Annotated in this window: 23 protein-coding genes; 4 read left to right on the plus strand and 19 right to left on the minus strand. The window is 54.7% G+C overall.

The features are described from left to right. Positions 1–6 precede the first annotated feature (6 nt). A complete protein-coding gene (locus ACMYSK_RS20245) occupies positions 7–1407 on the minus strand; it encodes an MFS transporter (RefSeq protein ID WP_434638144.1) in 1401 nt (466 codons plus the stop codon). A gap of 252 nt (positions 1408–1659) precedes the next feature. Between ACMYSK_RS20245 and ACMYSK_RS20250 the strand changes: the two genes are divergently transcribed. After that, positions 1660–2475 (plus strand): helix-turn-helix domain-containing protein, encoded by an 816-nt coding sequence (locus ACMYSK_RS20250; protein ID WP_434638146.1) that lies wholly within the window; start codon positions 1660–1662, stop codon positions 2473–2475. 195 nt (positions 2476–2670) lie between these two features. Here the strand turns inward: ACMYSK_RS20250 and araD are convergent, their stop codons facing one another. From araD to ACMYSK_RS20310, 12 genes are all read right to left on the minus strand, one after another. Next, on the minus strand, positions 2671–3369 hold the full coding sequence (gene araD, locus ACMYSK_RS20255; RefSeq protein ID WP_434638148.1) for an L-ribulose-5-phosphate 4-epimerase: 699 nt from the start codon (positions 3367–3369) through the stop codon (positions 2671–2673). Next, a complete protein-coding gene (locus ACMYSK_RS20260) occupies positions 3363–4223 on the minus strand; it encodes an L-ribulose-5-phosphate 3-epimerase (RefSeq protein WP_434638150.1) in 861 nt (286 codons plus the stop codon). Before ACMYSK_RS20260 ends, araD begins: the two co-directional genes overlap by 7 nt. A 4-nt stretch (positions 4224–4227) precedes the next feature. Further along, on the minus strand, positions 4228–4878 hold the full coding sequence (ulaD, locus tag ACMYSK_RS20265; protein ID WP_434638152.1) for a 3-keto-L-gulonate-6-phosphate decarboxylase UlaD: 651 nt from the start codon (positions 4876–4878) through the stop codon (positions 4228–4230). Next, complete coding sequence (locus ACMYSK_RS20270; protein WP_434638154.1) at positions 4875–6380, minus strand: FGGY-family carbohydrate kinase; 1506 nt, start codon at positions 6378–6380, stop codon at positions 4875–4877. The genes ulaD and ACMYSK_RS20270 overlap by 4 nt, the downstream gene beginning before the upstream one ends. Before the next feature lie 45 nt (positions 6381–6425). Further along, positions 6426–7745: an MFS transporter gene (locus tag ACMYSK_RS20275; protein ID WP_434638156.1), complete on the minus strand. Its 1320-nt coding sequence runs from the start codon at positions 7743–7745 to the stop codon at positions 6426–6428. Between the two features lie 53 nt (positions 7746–7798). Further along, entirely contained in the window at positions 7799–8734 is a 936-nt protein-coding gene (locus tag ACMYSK_RS20280) for a DUF4862 family protein (protein WP_434638158.1), read from the minus strand. Between the two features lie 45 nt (positions 8735–8779). Then, positions 8780–9247 carry a YhcH/YjgK/YiaL family protein gene (locus tag ACMYSK_RS20285; RefSeq protein WP_434638160.1) on the minus strand — a complete coding sequence of 156 codons (468 nt, stop codon included), beginning with the start codon at positions 9245–9247 and terminating at the stop codon, positions 8780–8782. Between the two features lie 11 nt (positions 9248–9258). Beyond that, complete coding sequence (yiaK, locus tag ACMYSK_RS20290; RefSeq protein ID WP_434638162.1) at positions 9259–10257, minus strand: 3-dehydro-L-gulonate 2-dehydrogenase; 999 nt, start codon at positions 10255–10257, stop codon at positions 9259–9261. Positions 10258–10369: 112 nt separating this feature from the next. Further along, positions 10370–11233, minus strand: a complete 864-nt coding sequence (locus tag ACMYSK_RS20295) for an SMP-30/gluconolactonase/LRE family protein (RefSeq protein ID WP_004868844.1) — start codon at positions 11231–11233, stop codon at positions 10370–10372. Between the two features lies 1 nt (position 11234). Beyond that, on the minus strand, positions 11235–12302 hold the full coding sequence (locus ACMYSK_RS20300) for an ABC transporter substrate-binding protein (RefSeq protein WP_048756834.1): 1068 nt from the start codon (positions 12300–12302) through the stop codon (positions 11235–11237). 63 nt (positions 12303–12365) lie between these two features. Continuing rightward, positions 12366–13436 (minus strand): ABC transporter permease, encoded by a 1071-nt coding sequence (locus ACMYSK_RS20305; RefSeq protein ID WP_044023579.1) that lies wholly within the window; start codon positions 13434–13436, stop codon positions 12366–12368. A gap of 13 nt (positions 13437–13449) precedes the next feature. Beyond that, entirely contained in the window at positions 13450–14970 is a 1521-nt protein-coding gene (locus tag ACMYSK_RS20310) for a sugar ABC transporter ATP-binding protein (protein WP_434638165.1), read from the minus strand. Between the two features lie 223 nt (positions 14971–15193). Here ACMYSK_RS20310 and yiaJ point away from each other — a divergent pair, with 223 nt between their 5' ends. Both yiaJ and ACMYSK_RS20320 read left to right on the plus strand, forming a co-directional pair. Further along, positions 15194–16012, plus strand: coding sequence for an IclR family transcriptional regulator YiaJ (gene yiaJ / locus ACMYSK_RS20315; RefSeq protein ID WP_434638167.1), 819 nt, complete (start codon positions 15194–15196; stop codon positions 16010–16012). Between the two features lie 117 nt (positions 16013–16129). Beyond that, entirely contained in the window at positions 16130–16618 is a 489-nt protein-coding gene (locus tag ACMYSK_RS20320; protein WP_434638169.1) for a 4Fe-4S binding protein, read from the plus strand. An 84-nt stretch (positions 16619–16702) separates the two neighbouring features. Here ACMYSK_RS20320 and avtA read toward each other — a convergent pair whose 3' ends face one another. Together avtA and ACMYSK_RS20330 are read right to left on the minus strand one after the other, a co-directional pair. After that, the gene (gene avtA, locus ACMYSK_RS20325) at positions 16703–17959 is read right to left on the minus strand and encodes a valine--pyruvate transaminase (protein WP_434638171.1); all 1257 of its coding nucleotides are present in this window, start codon (positions 17957–17959) and stop codon (positions 16703–16705) included. A gap of 174 nt (positions 17960–18133) precedes the next feature. Continuing rightward, a complete protein-coding gene (locus ACMYSK_RS20330) occupies positions 18134–20167 on the minus strand; it encodes an alpha-amylase (RefSeq protein WP_434638173.1) in 2034 nt (677 codons plus the stop codon). Between the two features lie 315 nt (positions 20168–20482). On the opposite strand from ACMYSK_RS20330, the gene ACMYSK_RS20335 reads away from it, so the two are divergent. After that, the gene (locus ACMYSK_RS20335; RefSeq protein ID WP_434638175.1) at positions 20483–21301 is read left to right on the plus strand and encodes a protein bax; all 819 of its coding nucleotides are present in this window, start codon (positions 20483–20485) and stop codon (positions 21299–21301) included. 52 nt (positions 21302–21353) lie between these two features. Here the strand turns inward: ACMYSK_RS20335 and xylR are convergent, their stop codons facing one another. The 4 genes from xylR to xylF form a co-directional block, all read right to left on the minus strand. Continuing rightward, a complete protein-coding gene (gene xylR, locus ACMYSK_RS20340; protein WP_434638177.1) occupies positions 21354–22532 on the minus strand; it encodes a D-xylose utilization transcriptional activator XylR in 1179 nt (392 codons plus the stop codon). A gap of 124 nt (positions 22533–22656) precedes the next feature. Further along, a complete protein-coding gene (gene xylH / locus ACMYSK_RS20345) occupies positions 22657–23838 on the minus strand; it encodes a xylose ABC transporter permease XylH (protein WP_434638179.1) in 1182 nt (393 codons plus the stop codon). After that, the gene (locus ACMYSK_RS20350; RefSeq protein WP_434638181.1) at positions 23816–25357 is read right to left on the minus strand and encodes a xylose ABC transporter ATP-binding protein; all 1542 of its coding nucleotides are present in this window, start codon (positions 25355–25357) and stop codon (positions 23816–23818) included. Before ACMYSK_RS20350 ends, xylH begins: the two co-directional genes overlap by 23 nt. A 64-nt stretch (positions 25358–25421) precedes the next feature. Continuing rightward, positions 25422–26414: a D-xylose ABC transporter substrate-binding protein gene (gene xylF, locus ACMYSK_RS20355; protein WP_434638183.1), complete on the minus strand. Its 993-nt coding sequence runs from the start codon at positions 26412–26414 to the stop codon at positions 25422–25424. Positions 26415–26561 lie beyond the last annotated feature (147 nt).

Raw genomic sequence — 26561 nt, forward strand, 5'->3', positions numbered from 1 at the left:
GACTCCTTAAGACTGAACGTGGCGCGTGCGCAGGTCGGTGGCAATGCGCGCCATCATCGGATTATTGAGCTTGCAGGCACGGATAGCGAAGGCCAGCAGCAGATGAAAAAGGGCGGGCAGCAGGGTTTCCATGGACGTGATACCCGCCAGCGACGATGCCGTTTGGTTGCCCGCACCCGGCTGATAAGCCACATAAATAAAAATGATGCTGATAATGCCGGCGCTGGAAGCCCATGCCAGCTTGATGAAGAACAGATTAAAGGCGAAGTTCATGCCGGAAGAGCGCACGCCGGTCTTCCATTCGCCGTAGTCGTCGGAGAAGGCCATCAGCGAGAAGTGCAGCGGCAGAGTGAAGCCGAGAATAATTCCATTGCAGAGGATAACCACCAGCCACAGGGTCTGATGGGCCGGACCGGTGGGTAAAAACCACATCGCAACGGCAATCGCCGCTAACACCAGGTTGGTGTAGTAGTAGAGTGTGACGGTATCAAAACGACGTGACAGCATGTTGATAATGACGGCGCCGAAAATAGAGGCGAAGGTCACCATAGTGAAAAACAGGGAGGTATAGCCAGTAGAGCCGCCGAGGACGTAGGTGATGAAATACATGTAACCGCCGCCACGGATATTAAAGACGTTGATCAGCAAGAATGACATCACCAGCATCAGCAGCAGCTGATCGTTTCTACGCAGTCCGGCAATATGTTCGCGTAGGGTAAATTTCCCCATCACATCCAGCGAAACACGTTCGCGCACCCAGAAGAAACAGCACAGGAACATCACCACCGCAACAGCACAGAGTACGCCAACGCCATATTGATAGCCCTGCGCGGTGTTGCCCTGGCCCAGAGCCTTCACCAGCCATGGCAGTCCTACCGAAACTAAAAATCCTGCCACGCCGCATAATACAAAACGCCATGCCTGGCATGAGATGACTTCGCTATGGCGGGTAGTCATGGTGTTGATGAGCGCGCAGTACGGCACATTGATTGCGGTATAGCTGATGGACAGCAGCAGGTAGGTACCGAATGCCCAGGCAATTTTTACCCCCATGCTGGCGTCTGGCACGGTAAAGGTGAGTACGCCAATGATGCCGATAGGTACGGCAATCCACAGCTGCCAGGGGCGGAAACGCCCCCAGCGACTTTGGGTTCGGTCTGCCAGTACGCCCATGATTGGGTCAGAAATGGCATCAAAAACGCGCAGGGCCAGGAACAGGGTTCCGACTAGCGCAGGCGTCAGCCCAAAGACATCGGTATAGAAAAACGTAAGAAAGTTCATAATCAGGCAGGTAATTACCGTCCCGCCCGCGTCACCCAGTCCGTAACCTATTTTTTCACGGAGGGATAATTTGTCGTTTTGGGCACTCTGTGCCAAATCGCTAGTCGTAATCGGAGCCGAAGTCATAAATAACTCCTGGAGATGATGTTCGGAAAATATCCCGCTGGATTGCAGGTTTTTATTGTGTAATTTGCAAAGTACGGTATTTATTCTGCACGAAATTCCGGCACCAACAAGGGAAGGAAAAAGTATAAAAAGGTGACGATTCCGACTTCATCGTGAAAGTGTGATTTCGATCCGGCATGATGGCTTTTTATCGTTAATAATCAAATGCAAATTGAATTATAGATGATGAAAAAAGCGAGAAAATGAATATCTATGCTTGAATTATCCATGTCTCTTCCGATTAAAGTACAAAATGGCGGGTTATTTATTTCTCGTGGAATTGGTAGCCACCCGGCACGGCAGCTTTGTTCCTGGGAAATCATTTTTGTGGAAAAAGGAACATTAACGATTCGTGAAGATAATCAAATGTTCAGCGTGAATGCCGGAGAAAGTTTGCTGCTTTGGCCACAGCGGTCGCATATTGGTGTTGGCCAATTCCCGGCGGATTTAAAATTCTACTGGCTACACTTTGAGGTGATACCGGATGAGGGGAGTTTACTCCCTAAAGCACTGCTATCTATCCCACAACATGCTCGGGTTAGTGAGCCGCAGTATATTATTTCGCTGTTCAGGCAATTCTTGCGAGAACAGGAAAATATTCATCGTAGTGCGGCACTGGAATTGATTCTGTTGCTCATTTTACAGCAAATTTCGGCAGCCGCAGGCGAGCAACCGGCGGATAGCCCCGGCAATGCGCTGGCGTGGAAAGCACAGCAAATCATTCATACCCGCTTTCATCTGCCGGTTTCGGCCTCAACGTTAGCGAAAGAGTTGCATTGTAATGCGGACTATCTGGGGCGCGTTTATCGTCATGCTTTTCGGCTGACGCTCACGGAAGCATTGCATCGTCAGCGGGTGAGAGCGGCGGAGAAGCTGCTAATCAGCGATTCGTTATCGCTGACCGAGGTGGCAATGAAATGCGGCTTTAACGATGTCGGCTATTTTCGCAAGATTTTTCGCAAACACACCAGCCTGACGCCGGCGGCGTGGAAGCGCCGTTATTGCAAGGAGCACATTAATTCGGCGTAGGGTTTCGCTGCTGTGCTCGTATTGTGCCGGATGACTCACCTTAGCTATTCCCTGGTGGCGCTGCGCTGACCGGGCTACGGAGCCTGACTTCAGTTGGTAGCCCGGACAGACGCGGCATGCGCCGCCTCCGGGGTGATATTTGAAACCCCGATTCCCCGGTAGCGCGGCACTGACCGGGCCTACCGGGGTCTGGCGTCAGTTTTGCCCGTAATAGGCATTCGCACCGTGTTTACGCAGATAGTGTTTGTCGAGCAGTTCAGATTGCATATCCGGCAATTGCGGGGCCAGCTGGCGTGAGAACAGTCCCATGTAGGCACACTCCTCAAGCACGACGGCATTATGTACGGCGTCGGCGGCGTTTTTACCCCAGGCAAACGGACCGTGCGAATGGACGAATACCGCCGGAATTTGCGCCGGATCCAGGCTGCGCGCTTCAAAGGTTTTAATAATCACCTCACCGGTTTGATACTCATACTCACCGTTAATTTCCTCAACGGTCATCAGGCGGGTGCAGGGGATAGCACCATAGAAATAGTCGGCGTGCGTGGTACCCCAGGCGGGGAGATCGAGCCCGGCCTGGGACCAGATCGTCGCATGGCGGGAGTGGGTATGCACAATCCCACCGATCTCTGGATAACGCCGATAGAGCGCCAGATGGGTTGGCGTATCGGACGAGGGTTTTTTGTTGCCCTCAACGATGTGGCCGCTGGCGATTTCCACCACCACCATATCATCGGCGGTCATCACCTCATATTCGACCCCGGAAGGCTTGATGACCATTAGCTTGCGCGTTTCATCAACTGCGCTGACGTTGCCCCAGGTAAAGGTGACTAAACCGTGTGCCGGGAGCGCCAGGTTTGCCGCCAGCACCTCGGCTTTGAGCTGTTCTAACATGTAAAACCTCCTTCCTGCATCCGCGCTTCTATCCAACGGCGAGCCTGGATTATCTCCAGCACCGGTTCGTTGGCTTTCTCCGTCCACATTTCAACCAGAAACGATCCGCGATAGTTCAGTTCATGCAGCGTCTTAAAAATGCCGACAAAATCGACGCACCCTTCGCCAAACGGTACGTCGCGGAACTGGCCGGGGCTATCGCCAGTCACCGGGAACGTGTCTTTCAGATGGATTGCGGCAATACGGTCGATGCCCAGCTTCAGCTCGGCGGTCACGTCGTTCCCCCAGGCGCTGAGGTTCCCGACGTCCGGATAGACGGTGAACCATGGCGACGAAAGCATCTCGTCCCACTTCTTCCATTTGCTGATCGAGTTCATAAAAGCGGTGTCCATGATCTCCACCGCCAGCATCACCTGAGCCGCGGCGGCTTGCTCTACCGCCCATGCCAGCCCTTCAGCAAAGCGCTGCTGAGTCCCTTCGTCGTGCTCTTCGTAATAGACGTCGTAACCTGCCAGCTGAATGGTACGAATACCGAGATCGCGGGCCAGACGAATGGCTTTGGTCATGATTTCGCGCGCGCGTTCACGCGTCTTCTCATCGCGACTGCCAAAGGGAAAGCGACGGTGGGCGGAGAGACACATTGACGGGATAGCGACGCCGGTTTCCAGCATCGCGGCTACCAGCGAGGTGCGCTGAGCGGGGCTCCAGTCGAGGCGTGACAGGCGTTCATCGGTCTCATCTACCGACATTTCGACAAAATCAAAACCACAGCTTTTTGCCAGCACCAGCCGTTCCGGCCAGCTGAGATCTTTTGCCAGCGCTTTTTCATAGATACCTAATGGATGATTACGCATGCTTTTATCCCCAGATGGCATTGATTTGTTCGCGGAATTCGCTGGCGACCTGTGCCGGATGAGAGGCCCCTGCCAGCGCTCGCCCGGCAATAAACGCTTTGACGTTGACATCGTGGAACAGCGGCAAATCGGCGGGCGTAATGCCGCCGGTTATCGATAGCTCAAGGCCAATATCCGACAGCGCTTTCATCCGCGCCAGGTCCGCCGCTCCCCACTGTTGCCCGCTGGCCTGCGCATCGCGTCCGCGATGATAAATTGCCTGATGAACACCGGTACGATACCAGGCGCGGGCGTCGTCCAGCGTCCAGTTGCCGAACAGCTCCATCTGAATTTCGCCGCCGCAGGCCTGCGCAACGGCGTGGCCTTTTTCGACCGTGGCGAGCGGTGCGGCGCAGATGATGGTCATCCAGTTCGCGCCGGCTGAAAAGGCCTGCTGCGCCAGGGTTTCCCCGGCATCGGCGACCTTCCAGTCGGCGACGATGATTTTTTCCGGGCACTGGGCGCGCAGAGCTTTCACCGCGCTAAGGCCCTCGGTCAGACACAGGATGGTGCCAGCTTCAACGATATCGACATGGTCCTGTAACAGGGCAACATCGCGCTGTGCCGCCTGAAGACTGGTGTGGTCGAGCGCGAGTTGCAGTAGTGGTCGGCTCATAATGCGTGCTCCTTAACGCGGGCGTGGTAGCCCTGCAATGCTGTAATCAGTTGTTGGTAACGGTGGTATTTGTGCTGGTAGCGCGCGTGAGCGGCCATATCGGGCAACAGCGTGCGCATTGGATGTTGTAGGTCTCGCCGGGCTTCACCGAAGCTGCGATAGACGCCGGTGCCAACACGAGCCGCGAGTGCTGCGCCAAAGCAGCCGGTTTCTTCTACCTGAGGCAGTTCAATGCGCAGTCCGCTGACGTCCGCCAGCATCTGCATCCAGACATCGGAGTGTGCCGGGCCGCCGGTGACCCGCAGGGTATGAACGCGAGTAAAGCGTTCACGCACACGGTTGAGGTGGGTCATGTGGCTGAAGACTACACCTTCATAGACGGCCTGCAGCAGGTGGGCACGGGTGTGCAGCGCCTGCATGCCGTAAAAACCGCAGGTCATCTCCAGTCCGGCGTTACTGCCGTAGAGAAAGGGCAGAAAAAAGAGGTCGCTACCGGCTTTCGGCAGGCTGGCGACCGCCCGGTTGATCTCATCAAAAGAGAGGTCGCCCCACTGTGCGGTAAACCATTCAAGGTTGCCTGAAGAGGTCGGGCTGGCTTCGTGAACGATGTACTGCCCGTCATTGACATAGCGACCATAAACATAAGGATGGGCCTCATGTTCGTGCAGACCGTGTGCAATCCCGCTGGTGACGGCCCAGGTCCCCATGACGGCATTGAGCGTGTATTCATCTTCAATACCGGAACACAAGGCGGTGGAAACCACATCAAACAGGCCGCCGACGACGGGGGTGCCCGCCGCCAGACCGGTTATGGCGGCTGCCTGAGCGGTGATCTCCCCGCATATTTCGGCTGAACCGACGATGGGCGGAAGCGCATTATCGATTTCACTGATGCCCAGCCACTGTGTCAGACACGGGTCGTACTGACCCGTGGTCATGTTGTAGAGATTGGACTCGGAGATGTTGCTCTCTTCGCAGCCTTTCACCCCGGTTAAGCACCAGCGCAGATAGTCATGCCCCATCATTACGCAGCCGATTTGCGCATAGCGCTGGGGATCATGTTCTTTTATCCAACGCAGCAAAGAGGCCGGATGTCCGGTCCAGAGTGTTTGCCGGGTGAGCGGATATAGTTGCTCCGGAATACCGTCCTGTTGCCAACGCTGGATGATGTCCAGCGCCCGGCGATCGGATGAAAGTATGGCGTTTCCTAATGGTCGGTCTCGCTGGTCCAGAAGAAACAGGCCTTTTCCCTGAGCGGAAATCCCAACGCCTCTGATTTGTGCGCCGGATATACCCGTTTGTTGTAATAGACCGGCAAGGGTCTCTGCACACTGTTGCCAGAGCTGGTTCATGTCGCGTTCGGCATAACCTGGCTGCCGCGATATTGTTTGCAGTGCTTGCCGATGAATGCCGCATTCGTGGCCATTGGCATCATACAAACCCGCTTTAAGATAAGTACCGCCACAATCGATACCCAGCCAGAAGGTCTCTTTTTCACTCATCTTTGCCTCTCTGTTTTCCGGGAGACTTATTTCTCCCGGCTGGAGTTATGCTGCGTGTTTACGCGGGTTCATTGTCTTTACCGGCACGGTACCGGCATCGCATTTCGCCGGCAGCAGCAGGGCCATGAGTGCGGCTAACGCAAGGGAGATTGCCAGGCAATACACGCCAGCGTCTTTGCTGTAGAGCGTGATCAGCACACCCACCGCGTAAGGGCCGCAGAATCCACCGAGGTTGCCGAGGGCGTTGATGACGCCACGCGCGCCACCGGCCATTTCGGCACTGAACAGACGGGCAGGAATGGTCCAGAACACGCCAGCAGCCGATTGCAAAAAGAAGCCGCAGCCAACCAGTGCGGTATAGGCCAGCCAGATATTGTTTTTCAGCGCTACCGACAGGAACATGCACAGGGCGAAGCCAACCAGCGGCAGGCAGACAAACAATTTGCGTTTTCCGGTGCGGTCAGAAAGAGAAGAGAACAGGAACATCCCGGCAATAGCACCAACGTATGGCAGAATGGCGAGCATCCCAACCTGACTCATGCTGCTGTGAGTTAATTCCTTGAGAATGGTTGGTAGCCACAGGGTGTAGCCATAAATGCCCGTCTGATAGAAGAAATTAAGCGCGATCAGCTGCCACATGGTTCTGTCAGAAAGTACGGCGCTGAGAGAGGCGTTTTTGACGGTGGTTCCGGCGATGGCGCGTTGTTCGGCGGCGAGGGTATCGACCAGGTAGCGCTTTTCAGCTTCAGAAATCCACCGGGCTTCCTGCGGGCGGTCGTAGACGGTATAGGCCCACAGGGCTAACACTACCACCGAGAGCATGCCTTCAATAATGAACAGCCAGCGCCAGTCGAGGATGGTAATGATCCATCCGGAGAGCGGGGCGGTGATAATGCCGGCAATCGGGACAAACATAATCACAATCGCGTTGGCGCGGCCACGTTCAGCATCCGGGAACCAGTTGCTGATCATCGTCAGCACCACCGGCAGCATGCCCCCTTCGGCGACGCCCAGTAAGAAGCGCAGGACCAGCAGCTGATATTGGTTGGTGATTAACCCGGTCAGGACCGAAATGACCGCCCAGGCGACCAGCGACCAACCAATAAACTTCTTGCCGCTGCCGTGGACCGCGATTTTTCCGCCCGGCACCTGTAAAAACAGATAGCCGATAAAGAAAATCCCGCCCGCAAGCCCTGCCATGGTGGCGGAAATACCGAGTTCGGCATCCATCCCTCCGGGCATAGCAAAGGCAATGTTGACCCGGTCCATATAGGAAATAATACACGCGATAAGAATAGGGGGAATAATTCTTAACCAGCGTTGGCGCGGAATATCCGCGGTTGTAGCGTAAGAGGAAGTGTTCATATTAATCTCGTGTTTAAAGTAACTGACGTTGCGATTAAATTGACGCTTTATATTTATTGTTGGGCTATGTTTAACGCGTTAATGCCATCGCGTAATATGGCTATGCGATGATTCGCATCAGCATTCTCATCAATTTCCAGTAACTTAATACCGGCAAACTGTAATTTTGCTGAATCAGCCACATTAAATAATTCTTTGGCGTGCGCCGCCGTTAACAGGCTGTGCGGGCAGAGCGGGGCGAACGGTGTGTGCAGGTCAGTCCATTCGCCATACGGCCCTTCAGTCGCGGTGCCAGAGAACATCAGCGCCCCCAGTTTTCCTGCGGCATGTACCGCTTGAGCGTGCGTCAGCGGCAGGTCGGCGTTACGCCCTTCAATCGCCGACCGCGCCCAGTTGATACAGATATCAATGCGGTAACCTGCCAGGACCTCCAGCACGTTTTCCAGCGGCAAAAAGCCTTTGCGTGGCGCCGGCTGGTTCATGGCATCACAATGTTCCAGTACGAGTGAGCATGACCAGTCCCAGGCCGCAATCTCTTTGATTGAGCGGGCGAAAGCATCGGTTGCCTGCTCTACGTTCGCATTGCCTGCAAGCGGTGCTGCCTGCAGTTCCAGGGAGATGACCTTGCCGGCAAAACGTTTGTTTAGTGCATTGATTTTGTTGTATAAATGACGATGGAATTCGACGCATGCCAGGCGCTGTTCTTCATCGCTGGAGGCCAGGCCGAAAGCCGTGTTGCCACCGCCACGGCGACGCATGGTTTCCGGGATGGCAGTCACCACCATCTGCCACTCCTGCGGCGTATGCTGGAGCAACCACTCATCGCCATAGGGGTGAAAATTCTCATGGCATGGCTGCTCCAGCCCGCGGATGTGGGGCGTGTCCGCAAGTAAGCGCCAGAATTCCGTCTCTTCTTGTTCGCTCTTTTGGTGAAATGAGGGCGCACAAGGGTATGCGCCGATGATATAACCGGCGTCATTTCTTTCCATTTTTCACTCCTTTTATTTATCGCTGTGCGACAAATAAATTACGGATTAATCTAAAGCGGAAATAGCAACTTTAACCACTATTTTCCTGATCGCCGTTGCCTGGTGTTTATTACAAGCTGGTCGGTGAACATCCTGCGGGAAAAATATGGCGTAGTTCCCCGGTCTCATTTCTATTAACGATTCATTTTCGCTGTGGTGATAGAAAATAATATCCCGCTGCTCAAGTAATTCTTCACTGACAACATTATTGCCGGTATCGATAGCGACACCGATTTGCTCTTCACCGGAATATAAAAACTGGATATCCAGGTAGCGGCGGTGTACTTCCGGGCGCAATTCATCGTGCGGACGGGTGGTCAGATCGAGGATCTGCGCGAATATCGTACGCCCCTCGATTTCGACCACCCCGGTCTCCAGTTTGCTGAAGTCCGTGGTGCGCAAAAAATCCAGTGCTTTTTCAATCGCTGCCGGATATCGACAGGCGTTGGGTTGAGAAATATGTCCATAAATCATGATGATATTCCTTACAGCGCTTTGATTTTTGCCCACACGCTGTCATCAACGGTGATACCGTTGCGGCGGTTCTCTTCCAGCAGACGGGAAAACTCATGACCGGGCAGACGGACCGGCACGTGTTCGTCGGCACGTTCGGCGCTGGTGATGTAATCCATGATGCGTTGCAGCTTGGCGTCGCGGGTGGCACCGTCGATCAGCTTGTCCACTTCGATAGCGATAAAGACTTGCGAAATGTTGAATTCGTCACTGTTGTCTTCAGTTACTGCAGCAACGGAAGCGCCATCGGAGAGCAGGGTGGCGATCATGTCCAGCACAATGGAGAGGCCTGAACCTTTCCAGTAGCCCATCGGCAGAATACGGCGGTTTTTCTCGATGGGTGCCGGGTCTTTGGTCAGGTTTCCTTCGTCATCGAAGCCGCCGTCAACCGGCAGCTGGCGGCCTGCCAGACGGTTCACTTCCAGCATGCCGTAGGAGAACATCGACATCGACATGTCCACCATGGTGATCGGCGTCGACGGAATAGCGACGATCAGTGGGTTCGTCCCGATGCGGCACTCTTTGGCGCCCCACGGCGGCATCACGGCAATGGAGTTGGTCCAGCAGATACCGATGTAGCCTTTTTCCGCCGCCTGCCAGCCGTAGCTGCCGCCGCGCATCCAGTGGTTGGCGTTGCGCACCGCAACCAGACCAATACCGTGGTCAGAAGCCAGTTCAATAGCCCGATCCATCATTTTTTTCGCCGTCAGGTTACCGATTGAACGCTGGGCATCCCACTGCTCAATTGCCCCCAATGAAGCGGTACATTTTGGCAGGGCCTCCGGGATGATATCGCCGTTTTCCAGCTGCTGAATAAAGCGCGGGAAACGGTTTACGCCGTGTGAATAGACCCCTGACTCGGTGGTGCGAGCGAACATTTCTGCACAGGCATCGGCAGTTTCAGCCGCCACGCCGCGTGCCAGCAGGACACGGGTAAACTCATTTTTAAGGTCAGAAAAACTCAATAACATACGTTTTCTCCATTACATCTTATGTTTCACATAGTGGAATGCTATTCCACTAAATAGTGTCCGGTTGCAAAAATACGCCGGCAGGACCGGTGCGTGTCGGTGTGACTTTGGTTTATCCCTGAAGGCGGGATGGGGTGAAGGTCACCCGATACAGCGATGTCGTCGCCGTAATAAAAAGCGCATTCCCGTCGGGACCACCAAAGGTGCAGTTAGAGACGCGCTCGGGGACCGCAATGGTGTCCAGTAATTCGCCTGCGGCGGAGAAAATCAAAATCCCCGTTTCGCAGCTGCAGTAAATATTCCCGTCCTGGTCGACGCAGAATCCGTCCGGAATACCCGGTTTGACCTGGGTTACAACGTGGGAAAATAGCGCGTTATCGCCTTCAAGGCGGTAAGCACGAATTTCCCGGCGACCCTGGCTCGGAAAATCAATAACCGACATATCTGCCACGTATAGCCATTTATCATCTGGCGAAAAGGCCAGCCCGTTGGGGCGCTGGGTATCGCTGATGGCAATAGCGACCTGGTGACGCGCTTCATCAAAGCGATAGACGTAGCAGCCAATGACCTGACTTGCGGCGCGATAGCCCTCTTCGTCACCGACGATGCCGTAGGGCGGATCGGTAAACCAAATCGACCCGTCCTGGCGCACCGCGATATCGTTGGGGGAGTTAAAACGCAGCCCATCGACTTTATCCACCAGCAGGGTGTGATTGCCTGCGGCGTCGGTACGGCTGATCCCGCGCCGACCGTGCTCGCAAGTCAACAAACGCCCTTGTAAGTCCCGCGCGTTGCCGTTGGCAAAGTGGGATTCGGCACGAAACACGCTGACGCCATTTTGCGCATCCCAACGGAACATTCTGTTGCCTTTCACATCGCTGAAAATCAGGCACTGCTGGTCTGCCAGCCACACCGGACCTTCCGCCCAGATCGCCGGTGAGCACAGGCGTTCAATACTTCCCGTGACGGCTAACATTTCACTTCACGCCCCAGATGGCTTTGTAGCGATCGCGATAATGGTTGTCCGGGTCGAATTCATTGTTCTGGCCGCCGTCGGCGGCGATGTTCTCTTTGGTTACCAGATGCGCCGGGGTGACATAACCAGATGGCGCTTTGCCCGCGAAGGCGCGGTTAAATTCATCCAGCAGCTGCCAGCCGTGCAGTTTCAACGGCTCTGGTACGGTTGCGATCTGCGCTTTGCCTTCACGCACGCGCTGGTAGGCGGTGACGGAACCGTCGCCAGCGGAGATGTTGTACGGTGGTTTATCTCCGCTGCCTTTGCCCGCGGTTTGTAGGGCTGGGGCCATAAAGTCGAAGTACAGGTCGTTAATCGCCAGCGAGTATTCGAATTTATCGCCATATTTTTGGATCAGGCTGTAGGTCATGCCCGGCATGCGGTTGGAGGTATCGGCCAGCGGGGTATCAATAAACTCCACCACCTGGCAACCGCTGCACTGCTCAATCACCTTCTTCATCGCGTTGGCTTTATCCAGCGCGATTTGGTACAGCGAGTCGGTGAAAATCAGCACCTTGGCGGTGCCGTTGGATTTCGCCACCGCATACAGCGCCGCCATGCGCGAGACTTCATTCGAGTCGGAGGTCACGTTGTAGAAAATGTTGTAAGCCGGAACAGGGCCAGGCGCGGGAACCGCGTGCCATGCAGTCAGCACGATGCCCTCTTTCACGGCCTTTTTCAGCGGAATTTTGGCGACGTTCGGGTTCCAGCCGCCAATGACGATACCGTCCGGTTTACGAGCGATCGCCTGGTTTAGCGCCGCCAGTTGATCTTTCACCGAACCTGCACCATCCAGTACATCCAACTGCCAGCCTGCGGCTTTCACCGCTTCCTCCAGTCCCTCTTTAACGCCCAGCACGCCGCCGTTTTTCATGTCTGAGGCGATGAAAATGATCTTCTTATTCGGCTGCAGCGCCGGACCTTGGGTTGGGCCGTCCCATGTGGTGACTGGTGCGGTCGCTTTGGCAATCGCCGTTTTCGCTTGCTGAACAAAGGCATCGTCGGCGAGGCTGAAACCACTTGCCATCATCAACCCGGCAGCCAGACAGCATTGAACTATTTTTTTATTCATTTTCAGTTCCTTACGTGAGACTCATTGGGTAACGGAGGAGCCTGATGCTGGCGATTGTGCCCGCTGCACCAGTTTTTTATTTAATGCCCGACGGCGTTGGGCGTAGCCTGCCAGGGTAATCGACAGCAGCAGCGTCGCGCCGTTAAACAGTGGTTCGACCCAAAACGCGCCGCCGAACTGCTGGATACCCGCAATACCAATCGCCAGAACCGCAATACCGACCACCGTGCCCCAGACGTTCACCCGGCCAGGACGAATGGTGGTGCTGCCAAGGAAGGCGCCCACCAGAGCCGGGAGCAGATAATCCATTCCGACGCTGGCCTGGCCCACGCCCTGCTCGGCGGCGATGATCACCCCGGTAAAGCCGGTTAAGGTGCTGGAAGTCATAAATGCCCCGATGATGTAACGATTAACGGAAATGCCGTTGAGCGCTGCGGCGACGGGGTTGCCGCCCACCGCATACATGCAGCGACCAATCGGGGTATGTTCGGTGATGATCCACAGCACCACGGCGGCAAAAAGGACGTAGAAGGCCACCACCGGAATGCCGAACAGGTCGGAGTGATGCAGGGCGATAAAGGCGTCAGGTAAGTCCCCGACGATCTGCCGACCGCCTGAGTGCCAGAGCGCGATGGCGTACAGCACCGTGCCAGAACCCAGGGTCGCAACAAAGCTGTCGATATCCGCCAGCGCCACCAGAATACCGTTCAGCAAACCGTAGAGTGCAGAGAGCACCAGCACGATCGCCACAGCGACGGGCCAGGAGAAACCATATTCAACCTGCAAAGTAATGGCGAGGATGTGCCAGAGCACGATGCCGAAGCCGACGTTCAGGTCGATTTTGCCAACAATCATCGGGATGGTTGCTGCCAGCGCCAGCAGGGCAATTTTCGATTTGCTATCGAGAATAGCCTGCAGCGTCAACAGGGAAGCAAACGAAGGCGTTGTCAGTGAAAAAACGATAACCAACACCACGCAGATCGCGGGTAAACCGTAACGCGTGGTCAATTGTCCAAGCCAGGTGGCCGCTCCGTGTTCATGAAGTGATACGCGTGATTCCAGGGCCGTCGATTTCATTGATGTTTTAGCCATAACGCACTCCGACTTAATGTATGGTGCCGCTGCCTGATGCCAGCTCAAGCAATCTGGCAAAGGTGACATCCTGGTTGAGAAGTTCGCCGACGATCTGCCCGCGGTTAAACACCAATGCCCGGTTGCAGATGTGCGCTACCTCTTCCAGATCGTTGGAGATGACCAGAATGGCAACGCCGTTTTGCAGCGCCTGATTGAGTAAATCGTAAATTTCTGCGCGTGCGCCTACGTCAACGCCTGCAGAAGGATCTTCCAGGATGAGCAGCGGGGCATTGAGCGAGAGCCAGCGTGCCATGACTACTTTTTGCTGGTTGCCGCCCGACAGCGCACTGATTTCAATATTTATCTGCGCAGGGCGCACGTCGAACTGGCGGATTTTCTCCCAGCTCAGCGGCGCTTCGCTTTTTTCGTTATAGCGGGAAAACAGCGCATGACCGTGTTTACAAGGGTTCATAAACAGGTTTTCACGCACCATCATGCCTGGAATCAGGCTTTCATGAAGACGGTCGCCGGCGACAAAAGAGATGCCTGCGGACATCGCTTCCCCTGGTGTTGTCGCCGTAAGCGGCACGCCACTTAACATGATTTGTCCACTCTCCTGCGGCCTGCAGGCAAACAGTAAACGTCCAATCTCTTCCTGACCGGCGCCCCGCAGACCGGCGAGTGCCACCATCTCACCGGCACGCAGCTCAAAGGAGACTGGCCCGGTATCACCCACTTTGACGTTGTCCATTTTCAACAGCACCGGCGCGCTGGCATCGGGTAAGGCCTGACGCCGATCGCCGCCGAGGCTTTCGCCCACAATCAGTTCGACCAGACCACGCAGGCTATAGCGAGCGATATCGCCGCCCCCGGCGTAACAGCCGTCGCGCATCGCGCAAACGGTATCCGCCATCTCCATCACCTCATCCAGGCGGTGGGTGATATAAATCATGCCTACCTGCTTCTCGCGCAGGATGTTCATCACGCGGAACAGGTGGCGGACATCGTCGGCAGGCAGTGAGGCTGTCGGTTCATCGAGCACCAGCACCGAGGCGTCAACTGCCACCGCGCGGGCAATCGCCAGCAGGGATTTTTCGGTGCGGGAAAGGTCAAACACGCGGTCATCCGGGTCGAGTTGAATGCCGATATCTTCCAGCGCTTTTTGCGCCTGGCGTTTGGTGGCCGCCCAGTCAATCAGGCCGAAGCGACGGGGGAAACCCATCACCAGCGCCATGTTTTCGGCGACGGTCATCCACTCTACCAGGCCTAAATCCTGATGAATAAAGGCGATAGGCTGTTCGTTACCCTGACGTAACGCGGCGGCGGAATCCACCGGCTGACCGCGAAACAGGATCTCTCCACCATCGCGGGAATAGACGCCCGCCAGCACCTTAATCAGCGTCGATTTACCGGCACCGTTTTCTCCCAGCAGTGCCACAACCTGTCCCGGATAAATATCCAGACTGACGTTATTGACCGCCACATTTCCACCAAAGCGCTTGATAATGTGGCGCATGGATAACAACGGAGACAACACTGCTGCTTCTGCCATTTAAGGTGACCTCCCGTCGTGTGGGAAAGAACGTTTTACACGCTATAAATTTCACTATGCGAAATCTGATTTCAAATATATCGATCATGATTTCACAAAGCAATCGATGAGGTTGTTTTTGAAATTCAATAAAATCAGATAATTACAAAATTTCTGTTCAGATCGTGAAGTGAAACACACTTTGCGCTACCATCAGTGCGGGTCGAAAAGGGGAGCTGACGCGATGGACACAAAAGAGAGCGAAATGACGCAAGACAAAGAAAGGCCTGCGGGAAGCCAGAGCCTGTTCCGGGGGTTGATGCTGATTGAAATCCTCAGTAACTATCCGAATGGTTGTCCGTTGGCGCATCTGTCTGAGCTGGCGGGTCTGAACAAAAGTACGGTCCACCGCTTATTGCAAGGGCTGCAATCCTGCGGCTATGTGACGCCAGCCCCGGCTGCGGGCAGTTACCGTCTGACGACTAAATTTATCGCGGTGGGGCAAAAAGCGCTGTCATCGCTCAATATCATCCACGTTGCAGCACCGCACCTTGAGGCGCTCAATCTGGCGACCGGTGAGACGGTCAACTTTTCGAGCCGTGAAGATGACCATGCGATTTTGATTTATAAGCTGGAACCGACGACGGGAATGCTGCGCACCCGTGCTTATATCGGTCAGCACATGCCGCTGTACTGCTCGGCAATGGGCAAGATTTACATGGCCTTTGGCCATCCTGACTATGTCGAAAGCTACTGGAATACACATCAGGATATTATTCAGCCACTGACCCGCAATACCATCACGGGACTGCCTGCGATGCATGATGAGCTGGCGCAGATCCGCGAACGGAATATGGCGATGGACCGTGAAGAGAACGAGTTAGGCGTTTCCTGCCTGGCTGTACCCGTTTTCGATATCCATCGGCGAGTTCCTTACGCTATTTCCATCTCGTTATCGACGTCGCGTCTTAAGCAGGTCGGAGAAAAGAACTTACTGAAACCGCTGCGCGATACGGCGGAAGCCATTTCCCGTGAGCTCGGTTTTTCGGTGCGCGAAAACTAAGGCAAATGACCAGATTTTCCTGGTAATCGCTAAAAAAACGGCTGATTCCATTCAGGATCAAGGCGCGGTGAAGGTTTTTTCTGGCACGCTGCTTTTTTATCCTCAATGGAGCAGTGGATGAACCGTTTTATCATCGCGGATGCACAAAAATGCATTGGCTGCCGGACCTGTGAAGTGGCCTGTGTGGTTGCGCATCAGTATGGCCAAAGCTGTTCAACGGTTTCTGCAACGCAGTTTGCGCCACGTATCCGGGTGGTGAAAAGCGACGAACTGTCGACGGCTACGCTGTGCCGCCAGTGTGAAGATGCGCCCTGTGCGAACGTGTGCCCGGTAGAGGCGATTCAACGGGAGAATGCCGTCTGGCGCGTTGATCAACGTCGCTGTATCGGCTGTAAAAGCTGCATGGTGGCCTGCCCGTATGGCGCGATAACCGTCATGCTGACCGAAGAGGGCGTACAGGCGCTGAAATGCGATCTATGCAGCCATCGCGAAGAGGGGCCGGCATGTATTGCCGCGTGCCCGACCGAGGCTTTACGCTGCATGGAAGGTGTGGAGCTGGAGGCATTAAGCGCGCAAAGGCGTCGGCGAATGGCGCTGGCAATGTAGTCGATGTGTGAGATCCCGGATAGCGGCGCGCTCTGCGCCTTATCCGGGCTCCACAGCCCGGGTGATGGCGTCAGGGCAAGCGCTCTATGCGTGTTCTTCGCTCCAGGCCCGCTCAACCTCTTCGGCGAGGATTTTCACTCCCGCTTCGATTTTTTGCGGGTCCGGTACGTAGTTCATGCGCATGCACTGGTGCGTGTGCGGCCAGGGTTTATCCAGCCCCGGGAAGAAATAGTCGCCCGGCACCATCAGGACGCCGCGTTTTTTCAGCCGCTGATACAGCAGCTCCGTGGAGATTGGCAGGTCTTTAAACCACAGCCAGAGGAAAATGGCCCCTTCCGGTTTATGAATCAGGCAGCGTTCTTGCGGAAGATAGCGGCGAATAATGGCGATGGTTTCCTGTACGCGCTGGTAGTAAAACGGCTTGATGACCGTTTCCGACAGACGCAGCAGGTCATTGCGTTTAATCATTTCGCACATCATCGCTGGCCCCATTCCACCCGGCGCAAGGCTGATAATCCCGTTCATGTTGCTGATGGCGGTAATGATTTTCTCATTGGCCACGATAATCCCGCAGCGGCTGCCCGGCAGGCCCAGCTTGGACAGGCTCATGCACAGCACAATATTCGGGTTCCACAGCGGCCTGGCGTCACTGAAAATAATCCCCGGGAAAGGCACGCCATACGCGTTATCAATCACCAGCGGCACGCCGTGTTGATGGGCCAGCGCATCCAGCTTGATCAGCTCTTCGTCGGTAATCACGTTACCGGTCGGGTTGGTCGGGCGAGAAACGCAAATCATCCCCGTCTCTTCGGTGACCTGCAGATGCTCGAAATCGACGTGGTATTTAAACTGGCCTTCTGGCAGTAGCTCGATATTCGGGCGTGTCGCCACAAACAGATCCTCTTCGAGGCCCGAGTCAGCGTAGCCGATATATTCCGGCGTCAGTGGAAACAGGACTTTGCGGGTGGTGCCATCCGCACGGCGCCCGGCAAAGAGATTAAATAAGTAGAAAAACGCACTCTGACTGCCATTTGTTAGCGCAATATTCTGTGGTTCGATCTCCCAGCCCAGCGCTTCTCGCAGCATCTGCGCCAGTACGGTCAGAAGCTCGCTTTTCCCCTGAGGGCCGTCGTAATTACAAAGCGCATCAAGGGCTTTGCCGTTGGCGAGCATGTCCGACAGCAGGTTCTGGAAGTATTCGTTCATTTCCGGGATTTGTGCGGGGTTACCGCCGCCCAGCATGATTGCGCCCGGAGTGCGCAGGCCGTCATTAAGGTCTTCCATCAAGCGGGTGATGCCTGAATGACGGGTGAATTTGTCGCCGAAAAGTGAAAATGTCATCGCGGATAGTCTATCGGTCTTCCTGGAAAGTGGATAACCATAACGCCAGCCTCGACGCGGTGCAAATCGGCAGGGAAGTCGAATATTTCTTTTTTATGCTAGTTTGTCGTCTTATGTTGGTGTTTTATGCTGAAAAGGCTCCCCGCAGATCACGGGGAGCCAGCAGAAGAGAAATTAACGTTGGCCTGCCCACACCACCATGACTTTGTCATCGGCGTTTTCACGGACGAAGCCATAGCCCTGCGGCAGGGAGAGCGTGGTCTGTTTACCCATCCCAATCGCCGGATGGCGGGCGCGGAACTGGCCGAGTTTCTGCCAGTGGGTGACGCTGAGCGCGGCCTTACCCTCGACGTCCTGCCAGTTCATATCCGAACGGGTTCCCTGTAGCGGGTCTGAGCCGGTAGGGCCGAACGGCCGTGCGGACTCATCACCGTAGAAGAGCTGTACCGCACCTGGCGCGAGCAGCAGCAGTTCTGCCGCCGTGCTGCCACCTTCACGGAACAGACGCGTATCGTGGGATGAGAGATAGCTCAGGACGTTAAACGTTTGTAGTTTATCTGCCATCTGCTGCCAGGTCAGGTCAATATTGGCGAGGCAGCCTGACGCTTTCGCCGCCTGATCCTGATAGTCGAAGTTAATCATCGCATCAAAGCCGTGATGGTAGTAATCGCTCTGCATCACCCCGTGGCCCCAGGCTTCACCGGTCATCCAGAAAGGCGCGTTATCCAGCGCTTTATCCGGGTTGGCCTTTTTCCATTCCGCCAGCGCCGCGGTGGCCTGGGTTTTTAACTGTTGCCAGGCTGCCTGTTCAACGTGTTTGGCGGTATCGACGCGGAAACCATCGATGCCGTAATCACGTACCCACTGACTGAGCCAGTGGGTTAAATAATCACGCGGCGTGAAGCCGGGAATGGTTTTGGCTGCGGTGTCCGGCTTTTGTTGGTAGAAATTCGGCAGCCCGGATGGCGTGGTCGATTCTGTTTTCAGATCCGGCAGGAAGGCCAGGGACATGGTCAGATCGTCAAAGCCCGGGTTGTCGTAGTCGCCAATATCGGTACGAATCCACTTTTTCCCCCACCATTTTTCCCAGCCGGCTTTATCGCTGAAGTTGATGTAATCGTTGAAGCTGTGCCAGGTCTGGCCCGGGCCGGGCTTCCAGTCGGTCCAGCGTTCCCCGAGCGTCTTTTTCAGCTCGTCGCCTTGCAGATACAGCGAGCCGAATTTGAACTCCTGCATGTCGGCGAGCGTCGCATAGCCGGTGTGGTTCATCACCACATCGAAGAGGATGCGAATACCGCGTTTGTGCGCCTCATCGACCAGGCGACGTAAATCGGCCTCGGTGCCCATATTGGCATCCAGTTTTGTCCAGTCCTGGGCGTAGTAGCCGTGGTAGGCGTAATGGGGGAAGTCGCCCTTGGTTCCGCCGCCGACCCAGCCGTGTATTTGCTCCAGCGGCGAGCTAATCCACAGCGCATTAACGCCTAATTCTTTCAGGTAATCGAGCTTGCTGGTCAGGCCTTGCAGGTCGCCGCCGTGGAAGGTACCGATTTCCTGCATGCCGTCTTTGTGGCGTCCATAGCTGTTGTCGTTGGCCGGGTTGCCGTTGACAAAACGATCGGTCAGAACGAAGTAGACGGTCGCATTATGCCAGTTGAAAGGCGCATCGGCGGTGGTGTCCGCACGCTCAAGCAGCAGTAAACCATTGCTGTTGGGTGCCGGCTGTAGGGTAATTTTCCCGGCGCTGACCGTGGCAATATTGCCGCTGTAGAAATCACGGACTTTACTGCCCTCGGCGAAGGTTTTGCTGACGTCCAGCGTCAGCGGTTTTCCGTTCCATGCAGGACACTGACGCAGCTGCGGCGCGGAAGCCGTTGCGGCCTCTTTTTCCTCCAGAGAAAGCATCAGCGTTGGCGTACCGGAGCGAGTATCGACTTCAAGCGTGTAGCGACCTTCGCGAAAAACCCGCCACTGCGCGGGAGTACCGTGGCAGGGTTCCATTGACAGCATCTGGTTGAGTTTTATGGCGCCGACGGGCTGCCAGCACTGTTGGTCAAAATTAATTTGCAGCGGACGTGTACCCTTCGCCACCTCGTTTTGACTGATAAATCTGCCGGTGCCTTCTTCGGTGAAGGAGGGAAAATCAGCGGTAGTCCAGGCGGCGAAGGCCATCCCAGGCAACAAGAGCGACGCAAGCGCAGCGAGTTTCATTCTGGAGTCCTGTGAGCGGTTTTTTGTTCAGTTTGCCCGGCAAGCCGGGCAATGAACTCATCCCACCTGCACTTTTGCAGGGATGACAAAAAGGGGTGAGTGACTAAGGTCAAAAAATAGGCAAAAAATGAGACGGAGATAGCATTTTCGCGCCCTGGTTACGGCACAGAAACCGATTTCAGATGACAGCTTTTAGGAATTGGACTATTTCTGTTAGTGCTCTTACTGGGTATTTTTGATACTATTCGCGACTCAATTAACGTTTTTTTGCGTAAAACAAGGTGTTGGAATGATTAAATCCGACCAGGAGACCTAATGATATCGATTCCCATGCGACGATATGGGGCTGCGATACTCATGTTACTTACCTGCATATTTTCAGGTAGTGTGTTGGCAACAACCCACACAGCAACAACGAGTCATAAAGCCTCACAAGTAAAGAAAAGTAGTCAAGTTAAGGTAAGCAGTAAACAAGAGTATTCTCGCAATAGTGTAAAGAGTAGTTCACTTCCTGATTTGCGAAAATACCCTTCCGGAACCCCAAGGAAAAAAGCGTTTCTCCGGACAGTAATGCCTTATATTACTAAACAGAATCAGGTGATTACCGCCGATCGTAACTGGCTTGTCACTAAGCAATACGATTCGCGCTGGTCGCCGACAGAGCGCACGCGCCTGAAGGACATCACCGCACGCTATAAGGTGAAATGGTCTGGCAATACTCGCCATATTCCATGGAACACGCTGATGGAACGCGTCGACATCATTCCTAACAGTATGGTGGCGACCATGGCAGCGGCGGAAAGCGGTTGGGGTACGTCCAAACTGGCGCGTATGAACAACAATCTGTTTGGTATGAAATGCGGCGGCGGAAATTGCCGCGGTGCGATGAAAGGCTACTCCCAGTTTGATTCTGTGGAGGAGTCCGTGCAGGCTTACGTAACGAACCTGAACACGCATCCGGCATATAAGTCTTTCCGTAAATCCCGTGCGCAGCTGCGTAAAACGGATCAGGAAGTGACGGCCAATACCATGATCCATAAGCTGAAGGGCTACTCGACCAAAGGGTCAAGCTACAACAACTACCTCTTCGCAATGTATCAGGACAACCAACGGCTGATTGCTGCCCACATGTAATAGTGAATGCCCGGTGCGCAAGCCCGGGCATTTTTCTTTTCTGCCAGCTTCTCTACATCATCACTTCACTGTGCCGGTCCCGGTACTCCTTCGGCGTGACGTCGTACTCTTTCTTAAATACTGAATAGAAATATTGCAGCGACGGATAGCCGCACATCTGTGAGATTTCATTAATCGACAGCGTGGTGGACACCAGCAGGCTGCGGGCCTTTTCTAACTTCTCGCGATGGATGATGGAGTGAATGGTGTCGCCGACTTCCTCTTTGAAGCGCTTTTCGAGGTTGGATCGGGAGATGCCGACGGCATCCAGCACCTGCTCGACCTTGATGCCTTTACAGGCGTTATTGCGGATGTAGTGCATCGCCTGAATTACCGACGGGTCGGTGAGCGAGCGATAATCCGTTGAGCGGCGTTCGACGACACGCATAGGCGGCACCAGCCGGCGCTGCAGCGGCAGCGGCTCTTTATCCAGCAGACGATGCAGCAGCTTTGCCGCCTGATAGCCCATCTGTCGAGTCCCCTGCGCTACGGAGGAGAGCGCCACGCGTGACAGGTAGCGAGTCAGCTCTTCGTTATCAATACCGATGACGCACAGCTTTTCCGGCACCGGAATGTGCAACAGCTCGCAGGCTTGCAGCACGTGGCGAGCGCGGGCGTCGGTCACGGCGATAATGCCGGTTTGCGGAGGCAGCGTTTGCAGCCAGTCCGCCAGGCGGTTTTGTGCGTGCTGCCAGTTTTCTGGCGCGGTCTCCAGCCCCTGATAAACCACGCCGCGATATTTCTCTTTTGCGACCAACTGACAAAACGCGTGTTCGCGCTCCACCGCCCAGCGCTTTCCGCTGGAGGTGGGCAGCCCGTAAAAGGCGAAGCGCTGGACCCCTTTTTCTTTCAGGTGCAGAAAAGCGCTTTCGACCAGCGCGGCGTTATCTGTCGCAATATAGTGAACCGGAGGATAGCCTTCAGGGCGATGGTAGGAGCCACCGACGCCGACAATCGGGACCTCGACATCGGTAAGCAGTTTTTCAATTTCCGGGTCGTCATAATCCGCAATGACGCCGTCTCCCAGCCACTCTCTGATGTTCTCAATCCGCGCCCGAAAATCCTCTTCAATGAAGATATCCCATTCCTGTTGCGATGCCTGTAAATATTCACCAACCCCTTCCACGACCTGTCGGTCATAGGCTTTGTTGGCGTTAAAGAGCAGCGTAATACGGTGGCGCTTTGCAAACATAGTCTCTTTTCCTGGTCACTCTGACAGGCCATACAATACCGGCCAATGCCCGAATAAAGACAAGCGTCTTATACGTAAATCTGGCGGTAGCGCAAATAATTCGGGCATTCTCTATTCAGCAGACTTAGGTTCTCCGTTTCGTTGCCGAATCCATCCACACCGCCAGCAGCAAAATGGCACCTTTGACGATGTACTGCCAGAAGGTGGCGACATCCATCATGCTCATGCCGTTATCCAGGGCTGACATGATAAAGGCCCCCATGACTGCGCCAGCAACGCTGCCTACCCCGCCAGCAAGGCTGGTACCGCCGATGACGCAGGCGGCGATGGCATCCAGTTCGGCGATGTTACCGGCCGAGGGCGAACCAGCCCCCAGGCGCGAGCTGAGGATCAGGCCGGCAATGGCCACCATCAGACCGTTGATGGCGAAGACGGCCAGCTTGGTTCGTTCCACGCTAATCCCGGACAGGCGAGCCGCTTCCAGATTGCCGCCAATGGCGTAAATCCGCCGACCAAACGCCGTTCGGGTTGCCATAAACATCCCTGCCAGCAGCAGGGCCGCCAGGATGAGTACCGGCGTGGGAACACCGCGGTAATCATTTAATAACCAGATGGCGCCAAGGACGATAACCGCGGTAACGCTCTGGCGAGCCACCGTCGAGGTTGGCGCCGGCGTGGTTAATCCCAGGGACAGGCGACGCAGGCGACCGCGCCATTGCCAGACAATAAAGGCCGCCATGCCAATGACGCCGATGCCAAAGCCCAGGCCATCGGGCAGATAGCTTTGTCCAATTTGCGACATTGCCGGGCTGGTGGGGGAAACAGTGGTGCCATTGGTGATACCGATCAGAATGCCGCGGAACGCCAGCATCCCGGCTAGCGTGACGATAAATGAGGGGACTTTGCGGTAGGCGACCCACCAGCCATTCCATGCGCCGAGCAGCAGCCCCATCACCAGCGTGACCGCAATGGTCAGCGGCAGCGGCCAGCCGAGCCAGACGTCAAAAATCGCCGCTGCGCCGCCAAGCAGCCCCATCATCGAGCCAACGGAGAGGTCGATCTCCGCAGAAATAATGACAAAGACCATTCCGACCGCCAGGATGCCGGTGATCGCCGTCTGCCGCAGCAGGTTAGAAATGTTACGCGCGCTTAAATAGGCTCCCTCGGTGGCCCAGGTGAAGAACAGCATAATCACGACAATAGCCGCAATCATCACAAAAACCTGCAGGTTCAACCCGTTGAGAGCAGGTAAACCGGCAGAGGCGGGTGGGATAACTTTAATTTCAGACGGCGTGTTTTTCGACATGGTGTTCGCTCCTCAGCGCGGCTTCCATTACCTGTTCCTGGGTCAGGTTATGATTGATTAAATTGGCTTTCAGCTTGCCTTCATGCATCACCAGTACCCGGTCGCTTAACCCGAGAACTTCAGGCAGCTCGGATGAGATGACGATGACGGCGATCCCCTGCTGTACCAGCTGATTAATCAATTTGTAAATTTCGTATTTCGCACCGATATCGATGCCGCGGGTAGGCTCATCGAGAATCAAAATACGTGGATTCAGCAGCAGGCAGCGGGCCAGAATCGCTTTCTGCTGATTGCCACCGCTCAGACGGCCAATGGCCAGATCCGGCGATGATGTTTTGATTTTCAGCCGCTGAATGGACTGCTGGATGCAGTGCTGCTCGCCGGCGTCATCCAGGCTGCTGAGCGGGCCGGTAAACTGATTTAACGCCGCCAGCGTGATATTCTTGCCCACCGCCATGACCGGTACGATACCGTCTTTTTTGCGGTCCTCCGGTACCATGGCGATACCGTGAGCAATGGCCTGCTGACAGTGGTGAATCGCCACCGGCTGGCCATCAATGAACACCTTGCCTTCCCAGCGTCCCGGCCAGACGCCGAACAGACACTGAACGGCCTCGGTACGCCCGGCGCCGACCAGCCCGGCAATGCCAAGGATCTCCCCGCGACGCAGGGAAAAGGAGATGTCGTTAACCCGTTTAATGTGTCGGTTAACCGGATGCCAGGCGGTTAAATGCTCGACGCGTAAAATTTCATCGCCGCAGTCGTGCGGCTCATTCGGGTAAAGGGCGGTGAGCTCGCGGCCGACCATCATCGTTATCACGTCATCTTCATTCATGCCGCTGGCGTCGCGGGTGCCGATATGCTGGCCATCGCGAATGACGCAGATCGTGTCGGAGATGGCTTTCACCTCATTGAGCTTGTGGGAAATATAAATACAGGCGATGTCGTGGTTTTGCAGATCGCGAATGATATCCAGCAGAATGGACGTTTCCTGCTCGGTTAATGAGGCAGTAGGTTCATCAAGTATTAATAAACGCACCTGCTTATTGAGCGCTTTGGCAATTTCAACCAGCTGCTGTTGGCCCAGGCCTAAATCGCCAACGCGGGTATCGGGTGAAATAGCTAAATTCACCTGAGCCAGCAGCTTCTGGCAGCGCAGGGTCATGGTTTCATAATCAAGAAGGCCATAGTGGGAAATTTCCGCGCCCAGAAAAATATTCTCCAGAACGCTCAGGTGCTTAACCAGCGCCAGCTCCTGGTGAATGATAGCAATGCCTTTACGTTCGGTATCACGAATATGGCTGGGTTTTAGCGTTTCACCGGCGAAAATAATCTCACCGTCATAGCTGCCGTACGGATAAATTCCGCACAGGACCTTCATTAGCGTGGATTTACCCGAACCATTCTCTCCGCATAGTGAAACAACTTCCCCTGCGTTAAGGCGCAGGCTGATATTATCTACGGCCTTCACGGTGCCGAAGGTTTTGGTGATATTCTTCATTTCGAGTAACCAGGACATAGATGCTCCGCGTAAGCGATATCCGGCTGGACGAGAATGACGCCCCGGCGAGGGGCGTCAGGAATTATAATTCGCTCTTTTTGTGGAAGCCGTCTTTGATTACCGTCTGTTCAATATTGTCTTTATTGACTTCGATAGGAGTTAACAGGCGGGACGGGACGTCTTTCAGTCCATTATTTAACGTGGTGTCAGCATGTGGCGCTTTATCATTGCCGAGCTCGACGGCAATTTCCGCAGCGGTGGTAGCAAGCGTGGTAATCGGTTTATAGACGGTCATGGTCTGCGTGCCGGAAACAATGCGTTTAACACCGGCAAGGTCGGCATCCTGACCGGATATGGCCACTTTGCCCGCCAGGCCCTGCGCGCTTAATGCCTGGATCGCGCCGCCGGCGGTCGCGTCGTTAGAGGCCACGACTGCATCGATTTTGTTATTGTTGGCGGTGAGGGCGTTCTCCATAATTTTTAAGGCATTTTCCGGCAGCCAGCCGTCAACCCACTGATCGCCGACGATCTTAATTTTGCCTTCGTCAATATAGGGTTTGAGGACTTTCATTTGTCCGGCACGGAACAGCTTAGCGTTATTATCTACCGGAGAGCCGCCCATCAGAAAATAGTTACCCTGGGGAACTTTATCGACCAGACTTTGGGCCTGCATTTCACCCACTTTTTGGTTATCAAAGGAAATATAGAAATCAATATCTGCATTATTAATCATGCGATCGTAGGCCAGGACTTTAATACCTTCCTGTTTGGCTTCTTTAATCACATTACTTAATACCTGGCCGTTGTAAGGAATAATAACCAGAACATCAACGCCGCGATTTATCATATTTTCAATTTGCGACATTTGTGTTTCTTCATTGCCATTAGCGGACTGAACAAATACTTTGGCACCTAATGATTCGGCTTTGTTGACAAATATATCGCGATCTTTCTGCCAGCGCTCCAGTCGGAGATCGTCAATGGCCATACCAATCTTAACTTCTTTCGCAATCCCCGCCATGCTGGTCAGCAGGAGTGAGGCACAGAGCGTGAGGAAAAGGTTCTTTATCTTCATAATAATAACGCCTTTTTTGTAAAGTGCAGGATAAGACGAACGGGTAAAGAAACGGCCTGATACGTAGTAGATTCTTAACAGGTACAGGAAGACTGGCAATTATCTGTGCTTATTTTCGGGTTATGAAATTTAGTTTGTTTTCTGATT

The organism is Klebsiella sp. I138 (assembly GCF_051131765.1).
In the GTDB taxonomy this organism is placed as follows: domain Bacteria; phylum Pseudomonadota; class Gammaproteobacteria; order Enterobacterales; family Enterobacteriaceae; genus Klebsiella.

Excerpts from the sequence above, each read along its gene's own strand:
- ACMYSK_RS20260 (WP_434638150.1), bottom strand. The coding sequence starts at position 4,223 with ATGCGTAATCATCCATTAGGTATCTATGAAAAAGCGCTGGCAAAAGAT.
- xylF (WP_434638183.1), bottom strand. The coding sequence starts at position 26,414 with ATGAAGATAAAGAACCTTTTCCTCACGCTCTGTGCCTCACTCCTGCTG.
- ACMYSK_RS20270 (WP_434638154.1), bottom strand. The coding sequence starts at position 6,380 with ATGAGTGAAAAAGAGACCTTCTGGCTGGGTATCGATTGTGGCGGTACT.
- ACMYSK_RS20245 (WP_434638144.1), bottom strand. The coding sequence starts at position 1,407 with ATGACTTCGGCTCCGATTACGACTAGCGATTTGGCACAGAGTGCCCAA.
- ACMYSK_RS20300 (WP_048756834.1), bottom strand. The coding sequence starts at position 12,302 with ATGATGGCAAGTGGTTTCAGCCTCGCCGACGATGCCTTTGTTCAGCAA.
- yiaJ (WP_434638167.1), top strand. The coding sequence starts at position 15,194 with ATGGACACAAAAGAGAGCGAAATGACGCAAGACAAAGAAAGGCCTGCG.
- xylR (WP_434638177.1), bottom strand. The coding sequence starts at position 22,532 with ATGTTTGCAAAGCGCCACCGTATTACGCTGCTCTTTAACGCCAACAAA.
- ACMYSK_RS20295 (WP_004868844.1), bottom strand. The coding sequence starts at position 11,233 with ATGTTAGCCGTCACGGGAAGTATTGAACGCCTGTGCTCACCGGCGATC.
- ACMYSK_RS20310 (WP_434638165.1), bottom strand. The coding sequence starts at position 14,970 with ATGGCAGAAGCAGCAGTGTTGTCTCCGTTGTTATCCATGCGCCACATT.
- ACMYSK_RS20320 (WP_434638169.1), top strand. The coding sequence starts at position 16,130 with ATGAACCGTTTTATCATCGCGGATGCACAAAAATGCATTGGCTGCCGG.
- ACMYSK_RS20335 (WP_434638175.1), top strand. The coding sequence starts at position 20,483 with ATGATATCGATTCCCATGCGACGATATGGGGCTGCGATACTCATGTTA.
- ACMYSK_RS20280 (WP_434638158.1), bottom strand. The coding sequence starts at position 8,734 with ATGGAAAGAAATGACGCCGGTTATATCATCGGCGCATACCCTTGTGCG.
- yiaK (WP_434638162.1), bottom strand. The coding sequence starts at position 10,257 with ATGTTATTGAGTTTTTCTGACCTTAAAAATGAGTTTACCCGTGTCCTG.
- ACMYSK_RS20330 (WP_434638173.1), bottom strand. The coding sequence starts at position 20,167 with ATGAAACTCGCTGCGCTTGCGTCGCTCTTGTTGCCTGGGATGGCCTTC.
- ACMYSK_RS20350 (WP_434638181.1), bottom strand. The coding sequence starts at position 25,357 with ATGTCCTGGTTACTCGAAATGAAGAATATCACCAAAACCTTCGGCACC.
- ACMYSK_RS20275 (WP_434638156.1), bottom strand. The coding sequence starts at position 7,745 with ATGAACACTTCCTCTTACGCTACAACCGCGGATATTCCGCGCCAACGC.
- xylH (WP_434638179.1), bottom strand. The coding sequence starts at position 23,838 with ATGTCGAAAAACACGCCGTCTGAAATTAAAGTTATCCCACCCGCCTCT.
- araD (WP_434638148.1), bottom strand. The coding sequence starts at position 3,369 with ATGTTAGAACAGCTCAAAGCCGAGGTGCTGGCGGCAAACCTGGCGCTC.
- ACMYSK_RS20305 (WP_044023579.1), bottom strand. The coding sequence starts at position 13,436 with ATGGCTAAAACATCAATGAAATCGACGGCCCTGGAATCACGCGTATCA.
- ACMYSK_RS20250 (WP_434638146.1), top strand. The coding sequence starts at position 1,660 with ATGCTTGAATTATCCATGTCTCTTCCGATTAAAGTACAAAATGGCGGG.
- ulaD (WP_434638152.1), bottom strand. The coding sequence starts at position 4,878 with ATGAGCCGACCACTACTGCAACTCGCGCTCGACCACACCAGTCTTCAG.
- ACMYSK_RS20285 (WP_434638160.1), bottom strand. The coding sequence starts at position 9,247 with ATGATTTATGGACATATTTCTCAACCCAACGCCTGTCGATATCCGGCA.
- avtA (WP_434638171.1), bottom strand. The coding sequence starts at position 17,959 with ATGACATTTTCACTTTTCGGCGACAAATTCACCCGTCATTCAGGCATC.